This is a genomic window from Enterococcus rivorum, from assembly GCF_001742285.1.
Taxonomy (GTDB): Bacteria; Bacillota; Bacilli; order Lactobacillales; family Enterococcaceae; genus Enterococcus_L; species Enterococcus_L rivorum.
The window spans coordinates 1-20,289 of record NZ_MIEK01000017.1; the positions used below are offsets into that span (position 1 = coordinate 1).

Here is a 20,289-nt window from a genome sequence, read left to right on the forward strand (position 1 = left end):
CTTCTGTCATCTCTAGTATGACAGGAAAAAGCCTGCAGGTCGATCACTTTATTTTCATTCTGTTTGGTGAGGGCGTTAGCCCTCATGGGTGTTTGTCCCACTCTCTTTCTTTTAGCTAGTTAATTTTTTCAATTGGAAGATAAACTGTAAAGGTAGAGCCTAAGCCAAGATGGCTATCTAATGTGATATGTCCGCCTAAAAGTTCTGTGTAATTTTGGACAATAGAAAGACCTAAACCAGTACCACCTGAATGACGACTTCGAGCTTTATCTACTCGATAGAAACGCTCAAAAATTCGTTCTTGATCCTTTTGTGAAATTCCTAAACCATTATCTTGAACACTGAAAGTAAATTCTTTTTCAAGGGCAAAATGAATGGTTATTTCTCCACCATTTGGAGCATATTGAATCGCATTTTCAATTAAATTTTTAATAATAGGATAAAACAATTCGTATTTCGTTAAATAGGTAATTTGCTCATTCCCAGTAACGGCAAGAGATAACTGCTTTTCTTTGATAATTTTACTGTAAGAATGAAGCAACTCTTGTACAAACGGATAGACCTTAATTTGCTGGAAATCATAGGAAATATTTTTTCCATCATGGGATAGTTGTAATATTTCTTGGATTAATTGTTGCAATCGAATCGCATCTTTTTGCATGATTTCAAGAAATTGTTTTAAAGTATCGGGATCATCTTTGGCACCATCTAATAAGGTTTCCGTAAAACCTAGCAGAGAGGTGACAGGTGTTTTTAACTCATGAGAGACATTACTGACGAAATCTTTTTGCATCGCTTCTAATTGTCTGACTCTGGTTAAATCATAGGCGATTCCTAGCACTTGATAGTGATTGCCATCGTCTTCAATAAAACGTAGGCTAGTATCTAAAACAGTCTCATTTGGAAGACTAGAGATTCTTATTTCTTTATGAATAACATTTTTCTCAGCCATTACTTGGTGAATCAAATGAATTAACTGCGGTTCTTTAATCATTTCTAAATAATTTCTTGACTCGCTTGTAGCTCTGTCTGGGATGCCTAAGATAGTTAACATTTTTGGGTTAATTAGTTCAACATTTCCATTCACATCTATAATAAATACACCAATCATTAGTTCATCTAGAAGCGCATGGAATTGTTCCTCCGTTGAGGTGTAGGCTAGATAAGTTTGGCTCACTTGTTGACTTAATAAGTTAACGGTTTGATATAGTTCATTCCACTCAGGAGAGTTTTGAATAATAGATTTATTTTCATCTGGATGCTGTAGTATTTTTTTTAGGACAGGCAAAACAGTAATTAAAGGTTCGTTCTTTTGTCGTAATAGTAAAAAGACAAAAATAGTAATAATTAAAAAGAGTAGGCCAAAAGTGAAAATAATATAACGTCGAAACGACTGAATACTTTGTGAAAATTGTGACGCTTCTTCAGCAATTCTAAGAATCCCTATTAATTGTTTATCTTTTTTTACTGGGATAGCTAAATACAAGAGCTCTCTATTTAATGTGCTACTTTTGCGGATTGCTGAGCCGAAACCAGCTCCAGATAGAATGGCTTTGACTTCTGGACGATTTTGACGAGATTCTGAGATTAATTGACCACTAGAACTATCATAAAAAATAGTTCCATTGGCATCCATCAAGGTTAAACGCTCATTTTCATCTTTAACATAATACTGAACAAATTCTTGTTCTTTTGCGTTAAGTGATTTATCTAAAAACGCTTGGTCAGAGATTTGTTCAGTCACCAGTGTACTTTTCTTCTGTAAGTAATTTTCTTGCTGCTGCATGAGTTCCTTTTTAAAGAAATAATTAGTTAAAAAAATACTACCTAAAAATAAGGCAATCATAATCAAGAAAGCTAGAAAATATTCAAAGCGTTGCCGTTGTTTCATTTTGTTGGCTCCTGAAATTTATAGCCGAAACCTCTTACAGTCACAAGATATTTAGGTCTTTTAGGATCAAGTTCAATTTTATCTCTTAAATGACTCACATGGACGTCAACAATGCGACTCTGTCCAGCAAAATCAAATTTCCAAATTCGATCAAGTAGAGTATCCCTATCGATTACTCGATCTTTTCTTTTCATAAAATAAACGAGAAGTTCAAATTCTTTCGGTGTTAAGTCAATTTTTCTTCTACGTACAGAAACCTCATAATTTTGTTCATCTACAACAATATCTCCTAAAATCAGAGGTTCTTTCGTAGGTTCTATTGCTTCGGATTTAGTGGAATGAGTAGCGGAACGCCGAAAAATAGCCTTCATACGAGCAATCACTTCTCTAGGACTGAAAGGTTTGGTCAAATAGTCATCTGCACCAATCTCCAAGCCAATAATTTTGTCTACTTGGTCATCTTTAGCGGTTAAAATTAATATAGGCGTGTCAATTTTTTCTCTACGTAAGGACTTAGTGATCTCCAAGCCATCCATTTTAGGCAACATAAGATCCAAAATAATGAAATCAAATTGATTGCTTAAAGCCAATTCATATCCAATTTCTCCATCTTCAGCAGTTGTCACTTGATAGCCATCTTTTTCTAAGTTAAAGGTTAGTAAGGTTAAAATAGAAGGTTCGTCGTCAACGACTAAAACTTTTTTCATTTTTATGCTCCTCTGCAGGTAAAAGTGATTATTTTTTAACGAGAAATATATGTCACTTAATGGTTCCAATAGGTCCAATTTAAAATGGACTCACCACTATGTAAGATTATTTTAGCATAATTTGAGACTCTTATCGAAAGTTTTATAGAATATTTCTTAGCTATTTTCATAAAGCAAGACATGGTATAATAAAGAACGTGGAAATGTGTGATTGAAGGAACTGGAATTAGTACTTGTTTAGCTGATATTTGGTTTTGTTGTGATGGGAATTTACAAGATATTTTGGCTTAAAAAGACACATAAAAAAGCGAGCGATTGCGATTTGTCCAGAAGTGTTAGGTCAACGGATAATTCCTCGAGAACCTCTTGAAATAGTGCCTACTAAAGCTGGAGAAAATGTGACACAGCCATTAAATAGGGTACTATTGTAGCTTATGAAAAATTGAACGAAAATAATATTTAATAAGTAGTTATGAGAGCAAACAGTCCATATTGGGGAAAATACGATTCTTTTCAGGAACTAGAAAAAAGGACTAGGCGTTGCAACAGCTTATTTTGAAATGAAAGGAATAACTGTCATGTCAGAAAAAGAGATGATTACTATTTTTAATTCTGAGTATGAATTAATAGGAACTGCGTCAAGAGAAGAAGCCCACAAGAAAGGGCTTTGGCATGAAACATTTCATTGTTGGATGTATGATATAAATGATGACGAGGTATTTCTCTATTTTCAACAAAGGTCAGCGAAGAAAAAAGATTTTCCTAACCAACTAGATATTACTGCTGCAGGACATTTACTTGCTGGTGAGACTGTATTTGATGGGTTTCGAGAAGTAACTGAGGAACTTGGTCTTGAAATTTCACCTAATTCAGCGGATTGCTTAGGTGTGTTTCCTGTACAAATTCATTTAGAAGATTTTTATGACAATGAGTTTACCAATGTCTTCATTGTGAAGAAAAAATTAGAATTAGGTACTTTTGTGCTACAAGAGGAAGAAGTTTCAGCTGTTTATGCTATTCCTTTGAAAAAGTTAAAAGAGTTATTTTCAGACACAAGGAAAGAATTAGCTATATAGGGAATTTTTCAGGAAAATGAAAAGCAAATTAAAAAGCATCGAACGATTGTTTTGCAGGATATTTGCGCACATTCCCATTCTTATTATACTAATTTATTTGACTCTCTGGAAAAAATACTTGAAAATCGGGTCAGAAGTATTGACTAATGCTATTGAAATCGGTAACCTAAAAGGGATTGAAGATAGGAGTAAGACACGATGGAATTAGAGAAAACGAATCGAATGAATGCCTTGTTCGAGTTTTATTCTACTTTGTTGACTGAAAAGCAAATGAATTATATGGAATTGTATTATGCAGATGACTATTCATTAGGAGAAATTGCAGAAGAATATTCTATTAGTCGACAAGCGGTTTATGATAATATCAAACGAACAGAAAAAATACTTGAAGAGTATGAAAAAAAATTACATTTGTTCTCTGACTACATTGTTCGTGGAGAACTATTAGAAAAATTGCGAACTTATACGGAAGAAACCTATCCGAAAGACAACACTATCACAACGTATATTGAAAAAATTCAAGAAATAGAGGAATGATAAAATGGCATTTGAAAGTTTAACAGATCGCTTACAACAGGCAATGAGTAAATTACGTCGCAAAGGTAAAGTATCTGAAGCTGATGTAAAAGAGATGATGAGAGAAATACGCTTAGCGCTACTAGAAGCCGATGTAAACTTACAAGTAGTGAAAGATTTTACTAAGCGAGTACGAGAAAGAGCGGTTGGTGTCGAAGTCTTAGAAAGCCTTTCGCCAGCACAACAAATTGTAAAAATTGTAGATGAAGAACTGACGGCTACTTTAGGTTCTGAAACAGTGGAGTTGAATAAATCCGAAAAAATTCCGACTGTTATCATGATGGCCGGACTACAAGGGGCCGGTAAAACGACCTTTGCAGGAAAACTAGCAAAACACTTAATTAAAAATGAAAAAGCTCGTCCTTTAATGATTGCAGGAGACGTTTACCGTCCAGCTGCGATTGACCAATTGAAAGTACTAGGACAGCAATTAGATGTGCCTGTGTTTGATATGGGGACAGATACTAATCCAGTAGAGATTGTTCGCCAAGGGATGGCATTAGCAAAAGAGCAAAGAAATGACTATGTTTTAATTGATACGGCTGGTCGTTTACATGTTGATGAAGCATTGATGGCAGAATTATCTCAAATTAAAGAATTGGCTCAGCCAGATGAAATTTTGCTAGTTGTGGATGCTATGACTGGACAAGATGCAGTCAATGTTGCCGAAAGTTTCAACCAACAATTAGGGATTACTGGGGTTGTGATTACTAAATTGGATGGCGATACTCGTGGTGGAGCCGCGCTGTCAATTCGTGCTGTAACAGGGGCACCAATCAAATTTATCGGTTCAGGTGAAAAGCTAACTGATTTAGAAATATTCCATCCGGATCGTATGTCTAGCCGTATTTTAGGTATGGGTGACATGTTAACATTAATTGAAAAAGCGCAACAAGATTACGATGAGAAGAAAGCGGAAGAACTAGCTCAAAAAATGAAAGAAAATAGCTTTGATTTCAATGATTTTATTGAACAGCTAGATCAAGTAATGGGAATGGGTCCAATTGAAGACCTTTTGAAAATGATTCCTGGAATGAGCAATATGCCTGGAATTGAGAATGTAAAAGTAGATCCGAAAGAAGTCGAAAGAAAACGCGCAATGATTTTCTCTATGACACCTGCTGAAAGAGAAAATCCAGATTTGTTAAATCCAAGTCGTCGTCGTCGAATTGCCGCAGGGTCTGGTAATAGTGTCGTAGAAGTTAACCGAATGATTAAACAGTTCAAGGAATCTAAAAAAATGATGCAACAAATGTCTAAAGGAAATATGGATATTCCAGGAATGGATCAAATGCTAGGTGGCGGAATCAAAGGGAAATTAGGGAAGATGGCCATGAATCGTATGGTTAAGAAAAACAAGAAGAAGAAAAAGAAGAAAAAATAATCGTTAAACAACTGTAAACATAATAAAAAGCACTTCTTGAGAGAACGAGTTTATCCCAGAAGTGCTTTTTTATTGATATAGAGTTGAAAAACGTGTTGAAATCAAAAATTTCCAGAAATTTTTTTGGAAATCTAGGGAAAAAACGAAACTAGCGTATGCTATGAGCAAGATTTATCGCAACATCTTACATAAGATTCTTGAAAATACTTGTTGTTGCAATTTTTAGATACACCCTAATATAATTTTTTGTTTTTTAAAATAAATTTCTTATAGAGAAAAGAATTTATCTGATTTCTGAAGATAATATAACTACCTATACAAGTAGAAATAATTCCATAAATAAGCAAAGTAGGTATAGCAGAAACTGATTTTTCTGATTCTAAAACATAACTAAACAGTCCGCCAGAGAAAGTAAAGGTAACAGTAGTATAGAATATAAATAACAGTAAGACAGGAATACGTAGGGCATCAAACAATAAATAGTTTCCATTTTTTTCTAAAGATAGCTTCGGATATAAAAATGCACTTACAAAAATAAGCAATAAGGTTACTCCGGACGTCATTGCGACATTTGACCAATTGACTTTATTTTGTCCCAGCTCGTAGAAGAAATCACTTTGATAAAATAGTGCAGCATCAGAATGATTTCCGATAAAATAGTTCCAGCCATTGACAAAACCAGCAATGAACCAGTTCATTGTGACTGTGAAGCCAAGAACAGTAAGAGGAGCCAAGACCAAATTTCCTGTGACTAATCCAATAAAGGAACCAGCAGAGTAGAAGAAGACTAAAGTAATCCAACTTCCAATAATTGAGCTGAGTAGCTCACCACTAGAAATATTGATAAAACGTTCTGGAATATTGGCTAGAATTATACCCGTCAATATAAATTTCCCTACTAAAATACTAAGTAAAAAAGGGACTGAAACTAGTAAATGTTTATACCAGTAAATTTTCTTTTTTGAAGTTCCTAAAGAGAATAAAAATGTATTGAAAGATGTTTTTAAATCAGCAAAAAATAATAAGAAACTTGTAGCGCTGACAAAAATCAACAGAGGAAAAAAGGCTTCTTTATAATAAAAACTGTTGTAAAGTTTTTTATTTGTATATCCGTCAGAAAAATTATTATAAAGAAAAAGATCTAAACTTTCCTTTTGATAAAGAACTAACTTTTCATCAAAAGATAAACCTTGATATTTATCCTCATAAAAAAAATTGTCTTGATCTTTCTTTAGCATATTTACTTGATCCGGAGAATAAATACTTTCATTTGTTGCTTTCCAAGAACTAGCACCATTTATCCCGCTTAGGGTGTAGGTTCCTAGAATAACTACAATGGCCAAAACTAAAAATAAACCATATCTCTTTTTTAAAATAGTCATCAGTTGTTTATCCATCTTTGATCTCCTTGTATAAAATAGTCTGTGGTTTCCTTTGAGAGGTTTACTTCAAATAAGTCTTCTAGTGTCAAAGGTAACTCTTCAAATAAAATTGGCTGCAGTTGCTTGATTGATTCTTCTAAATCAGGCGTATAAGATTCAAAAATGGCTGTGACAACACGCCCTTGGAAGTGTAAAAGTTTGCTATTTTCTTTGACAAGAGTAGGAACTTTTTTTGTTGGGAAGACCATTTGAATTTTTCTAGCTTGTTCTCTCAAGTCCTCAAGATGATAGTCATATTGAATACGATGCTCTTTCAATATTAGTGCACGATCAATAATACTTTCTAATTCATTTAAGTTGTGAGAGGAAATTACATAAGAACGGTTTTTTTCGGCAACATCATCCAGCAGAAGACCGATGACTTTTTTCTTAATGATAATATCTAGACCGTCAAATGGCTCATCTAGTAAGACAAAATCAGCATTTGAACAAACTGCTAAAATCATTTTAAATAGACCTTGCATTCCTTTTGACATCGAACGATATTTATAACGAAGGTCTAGCCCATGTTCCGTTAATAAGGAAATAAACTTATTTTTATCAAATCCCAGATAAGCATTTTCATAAAATAATTGAATCGCCTTTAAAGAATAGCTTGAAAAAAAGTTGTATTGTTCATCAATATAAAAAATATTTTGTTTCAAAAGAAGATGTTTTTGAATATCTAAGTCCTCAACAAAAATTTGGCCAGTATCCAATTCATAGTGGCTGGCAATTGTTCGAAATAGTGTTGTTTTACCAGACCCATTACGCCCAATTAAGCCAGTAATTTCATGTTTATTAAAGGTAATTGATATACTTTCTAGAATAGAATGTTGTTCAATTTTTTTGCTAACATTTTCTAATCGCATCGTGATTCCCCCTTTAAATGATTGTAGATTTCTTCTAACCAAGCGTTCATTTCGGCTTTAGAGATAGTTAAGTAATTTGCCTCAATCACTAAATCATTCAGTTGTTTTTTTAATTTAAGAATTTGGCTCTCATTTCTAAGTTCTTGATCGATTGTTTTTATATATGTTCCTTTTCCTTTGACGGTAATAATGACATCTTGGGACTCCAATAGTTTGTATGCTTTACTGACAGTATTAGGATTCATCATTAATTGACGAGCCATTTCACGGACAGAAGGAAGTTGGTCGCCAGGTTTTAACAAGCCGCTGATTATTTCTTCTTTAATCCCTAGCATTAGCTGTTCGTAATATGGTTTGCTGCTTGTTTTATTAATAAAGACCATAAAAAGAACTCCTTTCTTTTAAGTTTGTTTATGTGTACTAGTTTACATAGTACAGTTAAAACTGTCAATATTTTTTTGAGGGATTTATGTTAAACTAATGAAAAGAAGATATAGGGAGTGAGAAAGGTGAAGGAGCGATGTAACTGGGCAAAAAGCAATAATACAATGATGCATTACCATGATGAGGTATGGGGGGTACCACTTTACGAAGATCAAAAGCTATTTAGAAAAATGATCTTGGATATCAACCAAGCTGGTTTAAGTTGGCAGACTATATTGAATAAAGAAGCTGGGTTTGACCAAGCCTATGATTTTTTTGAGATAGAAAAAGTTGCAACTTTTGATGAGAAGAAAGTTGAAGAGTTAATGAACAATTCAGCAATAATTAGGAATCGCCGGAAAATTGAAGCAGCTATTCATAATGCTAAAAAAGTCATTGAAATTCAAAATGAGTATGGCTCTTTTTCAAAGTATTTATGGTCATTCAATCAATGCCAAGTAATGAACAATGAATATAACGATGAAAGAGAGATTCCTACAACCAATGACTTGTCCGATGCAATTGCAAAAGATCTGAAAAAGAAAGGGTTTAAATTTGTAGGCAGTACGATTATTTATGCTTTTTTGCAAGCGACAGGAATGATAAACGACCACGTAACTAGTTGCTTTAGGCATCAAGAGGTAATGAACTTAACAAAGAAAAAGAGAACGGATTGCAAATGAAAAGAAAAAGAGTAAGAAAGAAAGCCAAAAACTGATTTTCTTTTTACTCTAAAAAGGATTTATTCACTTCTATTATTTTCTAAAAAAGTAATATAAGCAGCGATAATTGTTTTTAAGTACGCAACAGTTGTCGAGAGGAGCTCACCATCTTCATCAATTAATTTCGTTACATTACCAATATAAGCTTCTGGTTGCTGTAAAGTTGGAACATTTAAAAAGACTAAAGATTGCCGTAAATGATGATTTGCACCAAAGCCACTGATTGCACCAGGAGAAACACTGAATACTAATCCAGGCTTGCCATCCCAAACACTTTTTCCATAAGGTCTAGACCCTACATCCAAAGCATTTTTTAAGACAGCAGGTACTGAACGATTGTATTCTGGTGTGACAAAAACGATACCGTAGAAAGGGGCGACAAACTCTCTAAAGATTTTCCATGCTACAGGAGGCCGTTCCTCATCATCAAAATCTTGATTGTAGAGCTCTAATTGACCGATGTCGACAAAAACAGGTTCATATTCCTTAGGGAAAAGAGTAGCAAGTCTTTGAGCTACTTTCTTACTATAGGAATTTTTTCGCAAACTTCCTACAAAAAAACCGATTTTCTTTTTCACGAATAAATCCTCCATTCTTGAAATAATCTTGATGTCTCTTAAGTTCAATGATAGAAGTAGTTATGATAAAATGCAAGCGTTTGAAATGTTGTTCGTTTTATTTAAAATTGCATTGATTTTCTAGGACATCTACCCTATACTTAAAGAAATTTTTAAAGGAGAAAGGAGGTCCAATTTGAGAAAATATTTATCTGTACAAACTAAATTGACAAAAGAAGAGATTACTTCCATTCAACAATTAAAAGAAAAAATGGAGAATAAAGGACTTCGGTACAAAATTGATTTGGCGGTTTTCAACAATATAAGTGGTCAAGTGAAACATTTGTTGTATACAGATGGAGAGAGGCTAAAAGGCTACGCCGTAATGAGTTGTTTTGATCCAACTGAGTTAGAGGTTGCCATTATTATGGAGCAGAAAGCCGAAGTTTTTGAAGCAATTGATGCTACTTTGAGAAATTATGTAAAAGAACATCAAATGAAAACAATGATGATTATTTCCGACAAACAGGATCAGTACATGAAGCAATGTCTTGAAAAAAAGAAGTACACTTATTATTTTTCGGAGTATCGAATGAGCTTAGACTTCAAAAGATTTGTACCATCAAACAAAGAAAAACTTATGATTGAATCTGCGAATTTTGGCGATGCAAAAACTATTTTACAATTAGAAAACTCATTGGCTCAAAGCGAAGACGATCAAACTGTGAGCTTGGAGGATATCCAAAAGACAATCGTTACCAAAGAAAATAACCAAATAGTGGCTTCTATGAGGATTGAAGAAGAGCTGAATTGTTATGCAATTTATGGTTTTGTGGTAAAAGAACAGTTAAGAGGTCAAGGCATCGGCAGACAATTTTTGTCACAAGTCATTCAAGAATTATTAAAAAAAGAGCCTCAAAAAGTATATTTAGAAGTATCAACTGAGAATGAGCCAGCCCTTCATCTCTATCAATCTGTTGGATTTCGAATAGATACTCACTTTAATTACTACTTGGCCCGTCTTTAATTAAGAGAGGACTGGGAAACTTATTTGGCTTCACTGTTTTTTTACAATGCCTTATGATTCATTGGATAAATTGGAAAATGGATGAATAAAAAGGGGAAGAGTATCTTTGAAATAAAGATAACCTTCCCAATTTATCGTATTGCCCCTGCCAAGGATGTTTATTATAGCATAAAACCTGCTCTCTTTTTAATCTTAAATCGCAATTTGAAAGGAATTTAAGGGTGTCAAGAAAAAACTCTTTACAGCTTGTTGTAAATCTGGTAAACTAGCATTTGTGATTAAGTATATGGAGGTGGAATAATAAAATGGCAGTAAAAATCCGTTTGAAACGTATGGGTTCTAAAAAGAGTCCTTTTTACCGTATTGTAGTAGCTGATTCTCGTTCTCCACGTGATGGACGTTTTATCGAAACTGTTGGAACTTACAATCCTTTGAAAGATCCTGCAGAAGTAACGTTAAAAGAAGAGTTAGTTTTGGATTGGTTGTCTAAAGGTGCGCAACCTTCTGACACTGTTCGTAACATCCTTTCAAAAGAAGGCGTTATGAAAAAACACCATGAAGCTAAATTCGAAAAGAAATAAGGTGATTGTTTATGACAGATGTGAAAGAGTTAGTGTTAACTATCGTTCGTCCGTTAGTCAGTCAGCCTGAACAGGTTACATTAGAAATCACGGAATCAGAGGCATTCCTTGAGTATAATTTAACTGTATCGCCAGAGGATATTGGTCGTGTTATTGGAAAACAAGGGCGTGTTGCGAAAGCAATACGGACAATTGTTTACAGTGTGCGGATTAACGGCCCTAAAAAAGTTCGTTTAAATATTGTTGATGGCAAATAGCTTTATTAAAAACACTCAAATTTTTGATTTGAGTGTTTTTTTGTATTGAGAAATACTTTGACCTTTTATTGAAAAGTCTGTCATAATGAAGGAAAACGGATGAGAAGCGGTGTAAAGTTGTATGAATAATAAAATTTATCTAGTTGAGGACGATCAACAAATTGTTAATCTATTAACATCACAATTAGAAAAGTATCAATTTCAAGTAAGAGCAGCGACAGATTTTCAGAATATTGTAAATGACATTGCTGATTTTGAGCCAGATTTAGTATTGCTAGATATTTCTTTGCCTTTCTATAATGGCTATTATTGGTGTGGTGAAATACGCAGAGAATCAAAGTTACCTATTATTTTTATCTCATCTGCAAGTGATAATATGAATATCGTGATGGCAATAAATATGGGCGCTGATGACTTTATTGCAAAACCTTTTGATCTACCTGTCTTTATCGCAAAAATACAAGCGTTACTTAGAAGAACATACGACTTTTCAGACGCTCCTTTTTTGCAGTTCAAAGAATATTGCCTCGACTTGACAGATAACTTATTATTTTTTGAAAAAGAGTCAATATTATTAACAAATATTGAAGTAAAAATTCTTTCCTTACTTTTTCAAGAACCTAATCAACTGATTATGAAGGAAAAAATCATGGAACGATTACGGGAGAATGAAACTTTTGTTGATAGTACCACACTATCTGTTAATATGAATCGATTAAAAAAAAGTCCTGGATTTAGGGTTAGACAGATATATTCAAACAGTCAAGGGGAAAGGGTATTTCTTAGGTGAATCAAATGAGTAAATTATTGAAAATAAGTATTTTCTTTCTGAGCTATATTTATGATAAAAAAGTTTATTATTTAAGCTATCTAGGAATAATAGGCCTTTTTGGAGCAACTTATTTTCTCTATGATATTCCAATTGTTGCTTATTGGGATGCACTTTTATTTTCTTCCGTCTTGTTGTTCTTCATAACCGTCAGAGCTGTTTTCAAAATCTATAAAAAGCACCAGCTGTTAGCAGGCTTTAAACAAAATTGGCCGAATGATTTAAGCTTATTTCCAGAAACTAGTGATTTAGTTCAAAAGGATTACTTTGAACTAATTAAAATCCAGCAAACACATTATTTAGATTTACTAAATCAGCAAGAGCAATTGAACAATCAATTATTAGACTATTATGGAAACTGGAGCCACCAAATAAAAACACCGATGTCAGTTTTAGAGTTAATGTCGCTTGATGAAGATATTCCTAGAGAAATAATGAAACAAGAACTATTTAAAATCAATCAATATTTAGAAATGATGTTGCAGTATATCCGTCTAAATCACAGTGGAACAGATTTTGTATTCGAAGAAATTGCGATAAAAAAATTGGTTTCTGCTGTAGTAAAAAAATATTCTACATTTTTTATTTATCAAAATTTATCGTTGGAATTAGGTGATTTAGATAGCAAAATAATTACAGATGAGAGGTGCTTAGGGTTTATTATTGAACAGGTCTTGTCAAATTCTTTGAAATATACCAAAAAAGGAAAAATTAAGCTCTATTTGAACCCGTCGAATCAGCATCAGTTAGTAATCGAAGACACAGGGATTGGTATTTTACCAGAAGACATTCCTCGCGTTTTTGAAAAAGGTTTCACAGGATTTAATGGTCGGATTTATACAAAAGCTACAGGGTTAGGCTTGTATATGAGTAAAATTATGGCTGAAAAATTAGGCTATAAAATGCGATTGGTTTCTAAAGTTGGTGAAGGAACCAAAGTTACCATTGATTGTAGCCAAAATGTGTATGAATTGGATTGATTTTATTAGCAAAAATAGAAAAAGTGTGTAACGGAAAACTCCTTGAAGTTGTCCTACACACTTTTTTAGCTTAATTAGCTTTTTATTACTATTTTTTTCGGAATACTTTCACATCAAAGGTTGGAGCGTCAAAACTAATTTCGGCTTCATCTATCATCAATCCTAATAAATGATAGTCTTCTTCTTCATGATGGGTAGCACCTAATAATTCATCATAATAGCTTTCAATACTTAAATCTCTAGGAGTGTTAAGTAAGTCTAATAAGTGAAGAACATTTTTAGGTTCTTCTTCGATTTTTCCCTGTATTTCAATATAAAATCCTTCAGGCGTAAAGTCTAACCCAATACGAATATCTTCAATTTCATTAGAAAAGAAATAGGTTAACAACTCATCGATAATCCTTTTTGCTTTATCTCTTTCTTGCACTACGCTTCACCTTTCTGACATGTAAAATATTATCAAGTAATGGTACCATGAAGGCTGCTATAAAACCAGTAGAAAATCCATTATTATAAAGATTTAGACCACCGTGAAGAGAGCCAACATTTGTGACTAATGACATGTGTAAAAAACCAGCTAAAACGCCATAAATGATTCCATAAAAACCAGCAATGGGGGCTAAACTAGTACTGAAAATAGCGGCTAAAATGACTGTTGTTTGGCTAATCGTAAATACTGGGGATAATTGAGAAGCAATAAACACGCCTAGAAGAAGTGGGGTGCTATTCAAAATATGATTCCCAAATGCGCTAAAACCAACAGCAGATAAAATCGCCCCAATAATGGGTCCGTTTAACGTCGTGTGAGTGAGCTGAGTATAGCCAGTTAATAATAAGCCCATTAAAGCCATATTCATCATCGTAGCACCAACACCTGCAATGGAAATGAAATCGGTAATTAATTTACCAGATGTGTGACTAATTTCTTTTAGACCTTTTAAAGTGAAATTATTTATATAAAATCCAATAGAGAACATTAAAATAAATAAAAATAAAAGAAAATAAATAAATTGATGATGGTAAGCAGTGGATATAATCTCATGTCCTTCAATTGTCCAACCGAACATTCGAAATACTCCGGCAAATACCATAGCAATAATACCTGAAGTGAACCCTACATTATATAGAGAAAAACCTTGATGAAAGGTCAATATATGAGAAGCTAACGGTGGCAAAATTAAACCAATAAATATTCCAACGAAATAACTGAGTGGAATAGAAATAGCTAGAGGAAGGGATAAGCCAAAAGTCATATAACTAATAATTGGTGACAAGGCACTACCGAAAAGACTAACCACAATAAATTGAGAAAAAGGTTTTTTAACAATTTTTGCATAACAATAGCCCCCAAGGATTATCGGAATCGAATTATACAAATTTTTACCGAAAAAAGAGCAACCAGAAACAGTAAATAAAGCAGCAATTAAAGGACCATTAATAGGTATATTTTTCTTTTTTGCTAATAAGACACTTATTAAAGTCAATAAACCACTATTAACAAAAGCACTACCAAAACTACCTAGTTTTGTGTAATCAGTCAGCAAGTTGCTAGGGGAAGTTATAATTCTGCTCATCCCCTCATACAAAAGGGTGAGAGGTTCACTAAACAAGCCGATAACAATCAGCAACAGACAATAACCTATCAGAAAAGCATAACTTTGTTGCTTCATTTTCAGTTCTTGGTTTCGTTTCTGTGTATGTAATAGGATTATGGGTTTGGTTTCATCGGGCATTTATCATTCCTCCATATGTAAATATCATACTTTACTATAGCTTGAAAAACTAAGATTGGTCAATAAAATTTGTTCAATAAATAAGAAAAAATACAATAATTATCATTTTTTTTTATCATTTTTAGAATTATTGATAGAAGTAGCGCAAAAAAAGGGGTAAACTAATAAGTGACATAGTTTATGTAGTTTTGTAAACAGATAACTTTCTATAAATATTTAAATAGAAAGTTTTGGAAAAATAGACATATAGAAAAGGGGGAAGAATGGTAAGGAAAAAAGTTTACAAAAGGGAGCATATTTTGAAATCTGCTTTTGAAGTTCTACAAAAAAATGGTTTTTCTGGTTTGACTGCAAGGAATGTTGCTGATCACATGGGAATATCTACTCAGCCAATCTATCTGGAATTTGAAAATATGGAAGATTTAAAAATGACACTTCTAAATTCAATCTATGATGATTTAGCAAGTGGAGTATTTGCATGTAAGACAACTTCAGACGCCGCTTTAAATTTTGGATTCAATTTTATTGATTTTGCCAAAAAAAATACCAATATTTTTATTGCTTTGTACACAGAGCAACATGGATATGGAGATGAAATAAAAGCGCACACTTTTAAGCATTTCTTGAAACATATTAAAAATGATGAACAATATACTGCTCTTTCTGAAAAAGATTGTGAGAAAATTCATAACAGCTTGTTAGTCGTTGCTTCAGGGATTGCTTCTATGAGTTTATCAGGAATTATTGCACCTAGCCAGAAACAGATCAGTGAATTATTAGAAAAAACAATTCAGGCTGTGGGCTGGAGAAACAATTAAGAAGAATAAAAAAGTTGAAGGAACAATTTTAAACTCGTTCACTTCAACTTTTTTATTTATTTAGGTTCTTGAAGAATGTTAATTTTTTCTATTTTGATATCTGTTTTTGGCTTGTCTTTAGATCCGGGCTCAATTGTTTCAACACTAGCGATTTTATCAACAACATCCATACCCTTGATCACTTGACCGAAAACAGTGTGTTTACCATCTAAATGGGGTGTACCGCCTTTTTTATAAGCGTCGATGATTGCGTCAGGATATTCGCTTTTTAATAGCCCATCAGAAATATCGTCTGAATTTTGAACGATAAAGAATTGGCTGCCGTTTGTGCCTGGTCCAGAGTTAGCCATAGACAAAGCACCACGCAAATTATACAATTCATTTGAAATTTCATCTTCAAACGGTTTATCCCAAATGCTTTCACCGCCAGTACCATCACCTTTTGGATCGCCACCTTGGATCATAAAGTTTTTAATAACTCTATGGAAAGTTAAACCATCATAGTAACCATCTTTTGCATGAGTCACAAAATTTTCAACAGTTTTTGGTGCTTGTTTAGGGAAGAGTTTAATTTCAATTGGTCCTTCCGTTGTAGCCATTTCTACTAAATATTCATCTGCACTAACTTCATTAGATAACTGAGGTAAGTCCAATGCATTTAAGTCTACCGATTCAACTGTTTTTTCTTCAGCAGCGGATGAACTAGCTACTGTTTTACTTTCTTTGTTTGAACTACAAGCAGTGAATAGTGCTAAAGAAGTCACTAATGCCGTTGCAGCAAAAAAATGTTTCATTCTCATAAAATAAGAGCCTCCTGTTTAAAATTAATACCTATTAATGATAACAAAACATGTATAAAACTGCTAGTTAAAAATACAAATTAGCAAGGAATGTTTTTTTTCTTATATTTCATCCACAGAAATGCGAAAATTTTGCGTATATTAGGTTTTATCTAAAAATTTGAAAGTGCAATCTATTGAAAGGTGTAGACCATTATTTTTGCTTCTGCTATAATGTAAATGGATACATTATGATAATTAAAAACTCTAGGAGGCACTATTGATGGGAAAATTAGGTATTTCTATTTATCCAGAACGTTCAACATTTGAAAAGGATAAAGCGTATTTAGATTTAGCACATAAATATGGATTTAAAAGAGTTTTTACGAGTTTATTACAAATTACTGAAGATAAAGATAAGGTTTTGGCTGACTTTAAAAAAGTTGTAGACTATGCAAATAGTCTTGATATGGAAGTAATGGTTGACATCAATCCAGCTTTATTTGAACAATTAGGTATTTCTTACGATGATTTGTCGTTCTTCCATGAGATGGGCGCTCATGGTGTCCGTTTAGATATTGGGTTTACTGGACAAGAAGAAGCCAAAATGACTCGTAATCCTTACGGTATCAAAATTGAAATCAATATGAGTACTGGTACAAGTTATGTCGATAACATTATGAGTTATTCTCCTAATACAGATAATCTATTAGGATCACATAACTTTTATCCTCATCGATACTCTGGCTTAAGTTACGATCATTTTGTTTTTTGTTCTGAAAAATTCCGTAAATATAATATTAATACAATGGCGTTTGTCAACTCTCATGACGCAACGTTTGGGCCTTGGCCAACACAAGACGGATTATGTTCGCTAGAAGACCATAGAGAATTAGAAATTGCAACACAAGTGAAACATTTAATGTTAACTGGATTAATTGATGATGTCTCAGTTGCGAATGCCTATGCTTCAGAAGCAGAATTAAAAGCTATGGCAGAAGCCTTCAATGCAGAGTATCCATCGATTAAAGTTGATGTAGCGGAGGATATTACTGAGGATGAAAGAGTCGTTCTTTTTGATAATCTTCATAGCTATCGTGGAGACCGTTCAGAATATATTTTACGTTCAACAATGACTAGAATTTACTACAAGGATCGTCCCTTCCCAGCTCATAACACACGAGACATGTCAAAAGGAGATGTGTTAATAGATAATGTTGGCTACGGTCAATATAAAGGGGAAACGCAAATTGCTCTAAAAGACATGAAGAACGATGGACGTGTAAATGTGGTTGGCCGGATTTCAGCGGATGAACTATTCCTACTAGATTTCTTAAAACCTTGGTCAAGCTTTAAATTGGTAGAGAATAAAAAATAAATATTCATTAACAAATAGATAAACGGAAGAGGATGGAACAAAACTAAAAATCAGTTTTGTTTCATCCTCTAAATCTGAATAAACGGTGGTCAAAAGTCTGGGTGTTCGGAAATTTCCCGCAAAGCACTCAATACATAAAGTGTATTGTGCGCTTTGCGCGCTGATTTCTCGCCCCCAAAACCTCTTCTATTCACATAGGGCACAATAAAATAATTACATAGTGAAAACATCAATTTCTTTAGATAAAAGAAAATCTTGACGATTGCGAAATTCTTTGGAAAACATTATACTATTTTATAGTAAAAAAAGTGAGGTAAATTGATGAAAAGAGTGATTCAAATCTTGATAGGTATACTGATATTATTAATTATAATACTTATAGGTGCAGGCATGTATTTCTATAATTATGCTGTCGTTCCTTCTGAAAAAGATTTTTTAGATGACGATACACCAGGGACTAAGGTAGAAGCAACACCAGAGGAAAAATGGTTTAAGGCTGATGAAAATAGATCATATTGGGAGATCAATTCTAATGATAACTTAAAGCTACAAGCCATCTATTTACCAGCAAGTATCAAAACTGAAAAAACAGCTATCCTAGCACATGGTTATATGGGAAATGCTGAAACAATGTCTAGCTTTGCAAAAATGTACCATGAATGGGGCTATAATGTATTAGTTCCTGATGCTCGCGGTCATGGTAAGAGTGAAGGAAAATATATTGGGTTTGGTTGGCCAGAAAGAAAAGATTATTTACAGTGGATTGATAAAGTGATTGAAGTAAATGGAAAAGAGGCTCCGATTACGCTATATGGCCTTAGTATGGGAGCCGCAACAGTAATGATGACTAGTGGAGAGAAACTTCCAAAAAATGTAAAAGCAATTGTTGAAGACTGTGGTTATTCTTCAGCAGATGCAGAGTTAGCCTATCAGTTGAAGGATATGTTTGGACTTCCGAAATTTCCCCTTGTACAAGTGACAAGCTTGATTACGAAAATTCGTGCAGGGTATTTCTTTGGAGAAGCAAACGCAGTTGCTCAATTGAAAAAAAATAAGACACCCATGCTATTTATTCATGGGGATGCAGATAAATTTGTTCCTTTTTCAATGCTGACAGCAGTTTATGAAGCAACAGATGCTCCAAAGGAAAAATATGTTGTTCCTGGTGCTGGTCATGCAAAAGCTTACTCAAAAGATAAAGAAAAATACAAAGAAAAAGTTGCTAGTTTTTTAGAGAAATACATGGATTAAAATCATTGAAATTGTCACTAGTGAAAAAATAAGCTAGTGATAATTTTTTGACTGTTCCTAGAGACAAGGATGTGCAAAGAAAAGAATTATTTGATATCATATACAAAGGGAATGGGGTAAAACATATGGAAGAACAAGTAATTGACTACCTACATTACTTACAAATTGAACGCGGACTGTCTACTAATACTAGAAAAAGCTATGAACGAGATTTATATAAATATCTTATTTTTTTAAAAGAGCAAAATGTTTCCTCATGGCAAAATGTGGATCGTTTTGTGATCATAGATTTTTTACAAAAGTTACATAGTGAAAACAACTCATCTGCAACCATCATTCGTATGATTTCAAGTTTGAGAGGGTTTCATCAGTTTTTACGACAAGAACGAGTAGTGGATCATGATCCTATGCAACATATTGATTCCCCTAAAAAAGCTCAGAAATTACCTAGTACTTTATCAGTTGAAGAAGTGACCAAACTGATTGAAACACCAGACACCACCAAAGCACTAGGAATTCGCAATCGGACGATTTTAGAAGTTATGTATGCAACTGGACTTCGAGTGACGGAGTTAGTAGAATTAAAAATTGGTGACTTGCATTTGTCTATTGGTTTGTTACAGACGCTAGGGAAAGGTGACAAGGAACGGATTATTCCGTTAGGCGATTACGCGATTCAATGGATTGAGAAATATATGGAAGAAGCTCGACCTGAGTTACTAAAAAAAAATACAAATGAAACGCATCTGTTTGTGAATCATCATGGGCGACCCTTATCTCGTCAGGGAGTTTGGAAGAACCTGAAACAAATTGTAAGAGATGCTGGAATTGATAAGAATATTACACCACATACCTTGCGCCACAGTTTTGCCACACATTTGCTTGAAAATGGGGCAGATCTGCGAATTGTCCAAGAGTTATTAGGACATGCAGATATTTCAACGACACAGATTTATACTCATATCACAAAGCAAAGAATGGCAGATGTTTATAAACAACACTTTCCTAGAGCTTAGTTTAAAAATTG

The 20,289-nt window shown here is 33.6% G+C and carries 22 protein-coding genes; 13 read left to right on the forward strand and 9 right to left on the reverse strand.

Annotated elements, in window-relative coordinates; genetic code table 11:
• Positions 1–115 precede the first annotated feature (115 nt).
• A complete protein-coding gene (gene pnpS, locus BCR26_RS07200; RefSeq protein ID WP_069698307.1) occupies positions 116–1,891 on the reverse strand; it encodes a two-component system histidine kinase PnpS in 1,776 nt (591 codons plus the stop codon).
• Positions 1,888–2,598 (reverse strand): response regulator transcription factor, encoded by a 711-nt coding sequence (locus BCR26_RS07205; RefSeq protein ID WP_069698308.1) that lies wholly within the window; start codon positions 2,596–2,598, stop codon positions 1,888–1,890. The genes pnpS and BCR26_RS07205 overlap by 4 nt, the downstream gene beginning before the upstream one ends.
• 560 nt (positions 2,599–3,158) lie before the next feature.
• On the opposite strand from BCR26_RS07205, the gene BCR26_RS07210 reads away from it, so the two are divergent.
• The 3 genes from BCR26_RS07210 to ffh all read left to right on the forward strand — a co-directional run bounded on the left by BCR26_RS07210 (position 3,159) and on the right by ffh (position 5,634).
• Positions 3,159–3,674 carry an NUDIX hydrolase gene (locus BCR26_RS07210; protein ID WP_084387056.1) on the forward strand — a complete coding sequence of 172 codons (516 nt, stop codon included), beginning with the start codon at positions 3,159–3,161 and terminating at the stop codon, positions 3,672–3,674.
• 198 nt (positions 3,675–3,872) lie between these two features.
• Complete coding sequence (locus BCR26_RS07215) at positions 3,873–4,211, forward strand: putative DNA-binding protein (protein ID WP_069698309.1); 339 nt, start codon at positions 3,873–3,875, stop codon at positions 4,209–4,211.
• A gap of 4 nt (positions 4,212–4,215) precedes the next feature.
• Positions 4,216–5,634: a signal recognition particle protein gene (gene ffh / locus BCR26_RS07220; RefSeq protein WP_069698310.1), complete on the forward strand. Its 1,419-nt coding sequence runs from the start codon at positions 4,216–4,218 to the stop codon at positions 5,632–5,634.
• A gap of 233 nt (positions 5,635–5,867) precedes the next feature.
• On the opposite strand, the gene BCR26_RS07225 is transcribed toward ffh, so the two are convergent.
• The 3 genes from BCR26_RS07225 to BCR26_RS07235 are packed head-to-tail and all read right to left on the reverse strand — an operon-like array spanning position 5,868 to position 8,310.
• A complete protein-coding gene (locus tag BCR26_RS07225) occupies positions 5,868–7,031 on the reverse strand; it encodes a hypothetical protein (RefSeq protein WP_069698311.1) in 1,164 nt (387 codons plus the stop codon).
• Positions 7,016–7,927: an ATP-binding cassette domain-containing protein gene (locus BCR26_RS07230; protein ID WP_069698312.1), complete on the reverse strand. Its 912-nt coding sequence runs from the start codon at positions 7,925–7,927 to the stop codon at positions 7,016–7,018. The genes BCR26_RS07225 and BCR26_RS07230 overlap by 16 nt, the downstream gene beginning before the upstream one ends.
• Entirely contained in the window at positions 7,918–8,310 is a 393-nt protein-coding gene (locus BCR26_RS07235; RefSeq protein WP_069698313.1) for a GntR family transcriptional regulator, read from the reverse strand. The genes BCR26_RS07230 and BCR26_RS07235 overlap by 10 nt, the downstream gene beginning before the upstream one ends.
• 126 nt (positions 8,311–8,436) lie before the next feature.
• Here BCR26_RS07235 and BCR26_RS07240 point away from each other — a divergent pair, with 126 nt between their 5' ends.
• On the forward strand, positions 8,437–9,033 hold the full coding sequence (locus BCR26_RS07240; protein ID WP_084387057.1) for a DNA-3-methyladenine glycosylase I: 597 nt from the start codon (positions 8,437–8,439) through the stop codon (positions 9,031–9,033).
• 59 nt (positions 9,034–9,092) lie between these two features.
• Here BCR26_RS07240 and BCR26_RS07245 read toward each other — a convergent pair whose 3' ends face one another.
• Positions 9,093–9,650: an NADPH-dependent FMN reductase gene (locus tag BCR26_RS07245; protein WP_069698315.1), complete on the reverse strand. Its 558-nt coding sequence runs from the start codon at positions 9,648–9,650 to the stop codon at positions 9,093–9,095.
• Between the two features lie 175 nt (positions 9,651–9,825).
• Between BCR26_RS07245 and BCR26_RS07250 the strand changes: the two genes are divergently transcribed.
• From BCR26_RS07250 to BCR26_RS07270, 5 genes are all read left to right on the forward strand, one after another.
• Positions 9,826–10,656: a GNAT family N-acetyltransferase gene (locus BCR26_RS07250; protein ID WP_069698316.1), complete on the forward strand. Its 831-nt coding sequence runs from the start codon at positions 9,826–9,828 to the stop codon at positions 10,654–10,656.
• Between the two features lie 305 nt (positions 10,657–10,961).
• The gene (rpsP, locus tag BCR26_RS07255; protein WP_069698317.1) at positions 10,962–11,237 is read left to right on the forward strand and encodes a 30S ribosomal protein S16; all 276 of its coding nucleotides are present in this window, start codon (positions 10,962–10,964) and stop codon (positions 11,235–11,237) included.
• An 11-nt stretch (positions 11,238–11,248) separates the two neighbouring features.
• Positions 11,249–11,494, forward strand: a complete 246-nt coding sequence (locus BCR26_RS07260; RefSeq protein WP_069698318.1) for a KH domain-containing protein — start codon at positions 11,249–11,251, stop codon at positions 11,492–11,494.
• Positions 11,495–11,615: 121 nt separating this feature from the next.
• Positions 11,616–12,284, forward strand: a complete 669-nt coding sequence (locus BCR26_RS07265; protein ID WP_245341926.1) for a response regulator transcription factor — start codon at positions 11,616–11,618, stop codon at positions 12,282–12,284.
• A 5-nt stretch (positions 12,285–12,289) separates the two neighbouring features.
• Positions 12,290–13,303, forward strand: coding sequence for a sensor histidine kinase (locus BCR26_RS07270; RefSeq protein WP_069698319.1), 1,014 nt, complete (start codon positions 12,290–12,292; stop codon positions 13,301–13,303).
• An 88-nt stretch (positions 13,304–13,391) separates the two neighbouring features.
• Here BCR26_RS07270 and BCR26_RS07275 read toward each other — a convergent pair whose 3' ends face one another.
• Positions 13,392–13,730, reverse strand: a complete 339-nt coding sequence (locus BCR26_RS07275; RefSeq protein WP_069698320.1) for a hypothetical protein — start codon at positions 13,728–13,730, stop codon at positions 13,392–13,394.
• Positions 13,714–15,036, reverse strand: a complete 1,323-nt coding sequence (locus tag BCR26_RS07280) for a DUF1576 domain-containing protein (RefSeq protein WP_069698321.1) — start codon at positions 15,034–15,036, stop codon at positions 13,714–13,716. The genes BCR26_RS07275 and BCR26_RS07280 overlap by 17 nt, the downstream gene beginning before the upstream one ends.
• Before the next feature lie 263 nt (positions 15,037–15,299).
• Between BCR26_RS07280 and BCR26_RS07285 the strand changes: the two genes are divergently transcribed.
• The gene (locus BCR26_RS07285) at positions 15,300–15,854 is read left to right on the forward strand and encodes a TetR/AcrR family transcriptional regulator (RefSeq protein WP_069698322.1); all 555 of its coding nucleotides are present in this window, start codon (positions 15,300–15,302) and stop codon (positions 15,852–15,854) included.
• A 56-nt stretch (positions 15,855–15,910) separates the two neighbouring features.
• Here BCR26_RS07285 and BCR26_RS07290 read toward each other — a convergent pair whose 3' ends face one another.
• Positions 15,911–16,654 carry a peptidylprolyl isomerase gene (locus tag BCR26_RS07290; RefSeq protein WP_069698323.1) on the reverse strand — a complete coding sequence of 248 codons (744 nt, stop codon included), beginning with the start codon at positions 16,652–16,654 and terminating at the stop codon, positions 15,911–15,913.
• A 262-nt stretch (positions 16,655–16,916) separates the two neighbouring features.
• Here BCR26_RS07290 and BCR26_RS07295 point away from each other — a divergent pair, with 262 nt between their 5' ends.
• From BCR26_RS07295 to xerD, 3 genes are all read left to right on the forward strand, one after another.
• Complete coding sequence (locus tag BCR26_RS07295; protein ID WP_069698324.1) at positions 16,917–18,011, forward strand: DUF871 domain-containing protein; 1,095 nt, start codon at positions 16,917–16,919, stop codon at positions 18,009–18,011.
• 321 nt (positions 18,012–18,332) lie between these two features.
• The gene (locus BCR26_RS07300; RefSeq protein WP_069698325.1) at positions 18,333–19,262 is read left to right on the forward strand and encodes an alpha/beta hydrolase; all 930 of its coding nucleotides are present in this window, start codon (positions 18,333–18,335) and stop codon (positions 19,260–19,262) included.
• 125 nt (positions 19,263–19,387) lie between these two features.
• A complete protein-coding gene (xerD, locus tag BCR26_RS07305; protein ID WP_069698364.1) occupies positions 19,388–20,278 on the forward strand; it encodes a site-specific tyrosine recombinase XerD in 891 nt (296 codons plus the stop codon).
• Positions 20,279–20,289 lie beyond the last annotated feature (11 nt).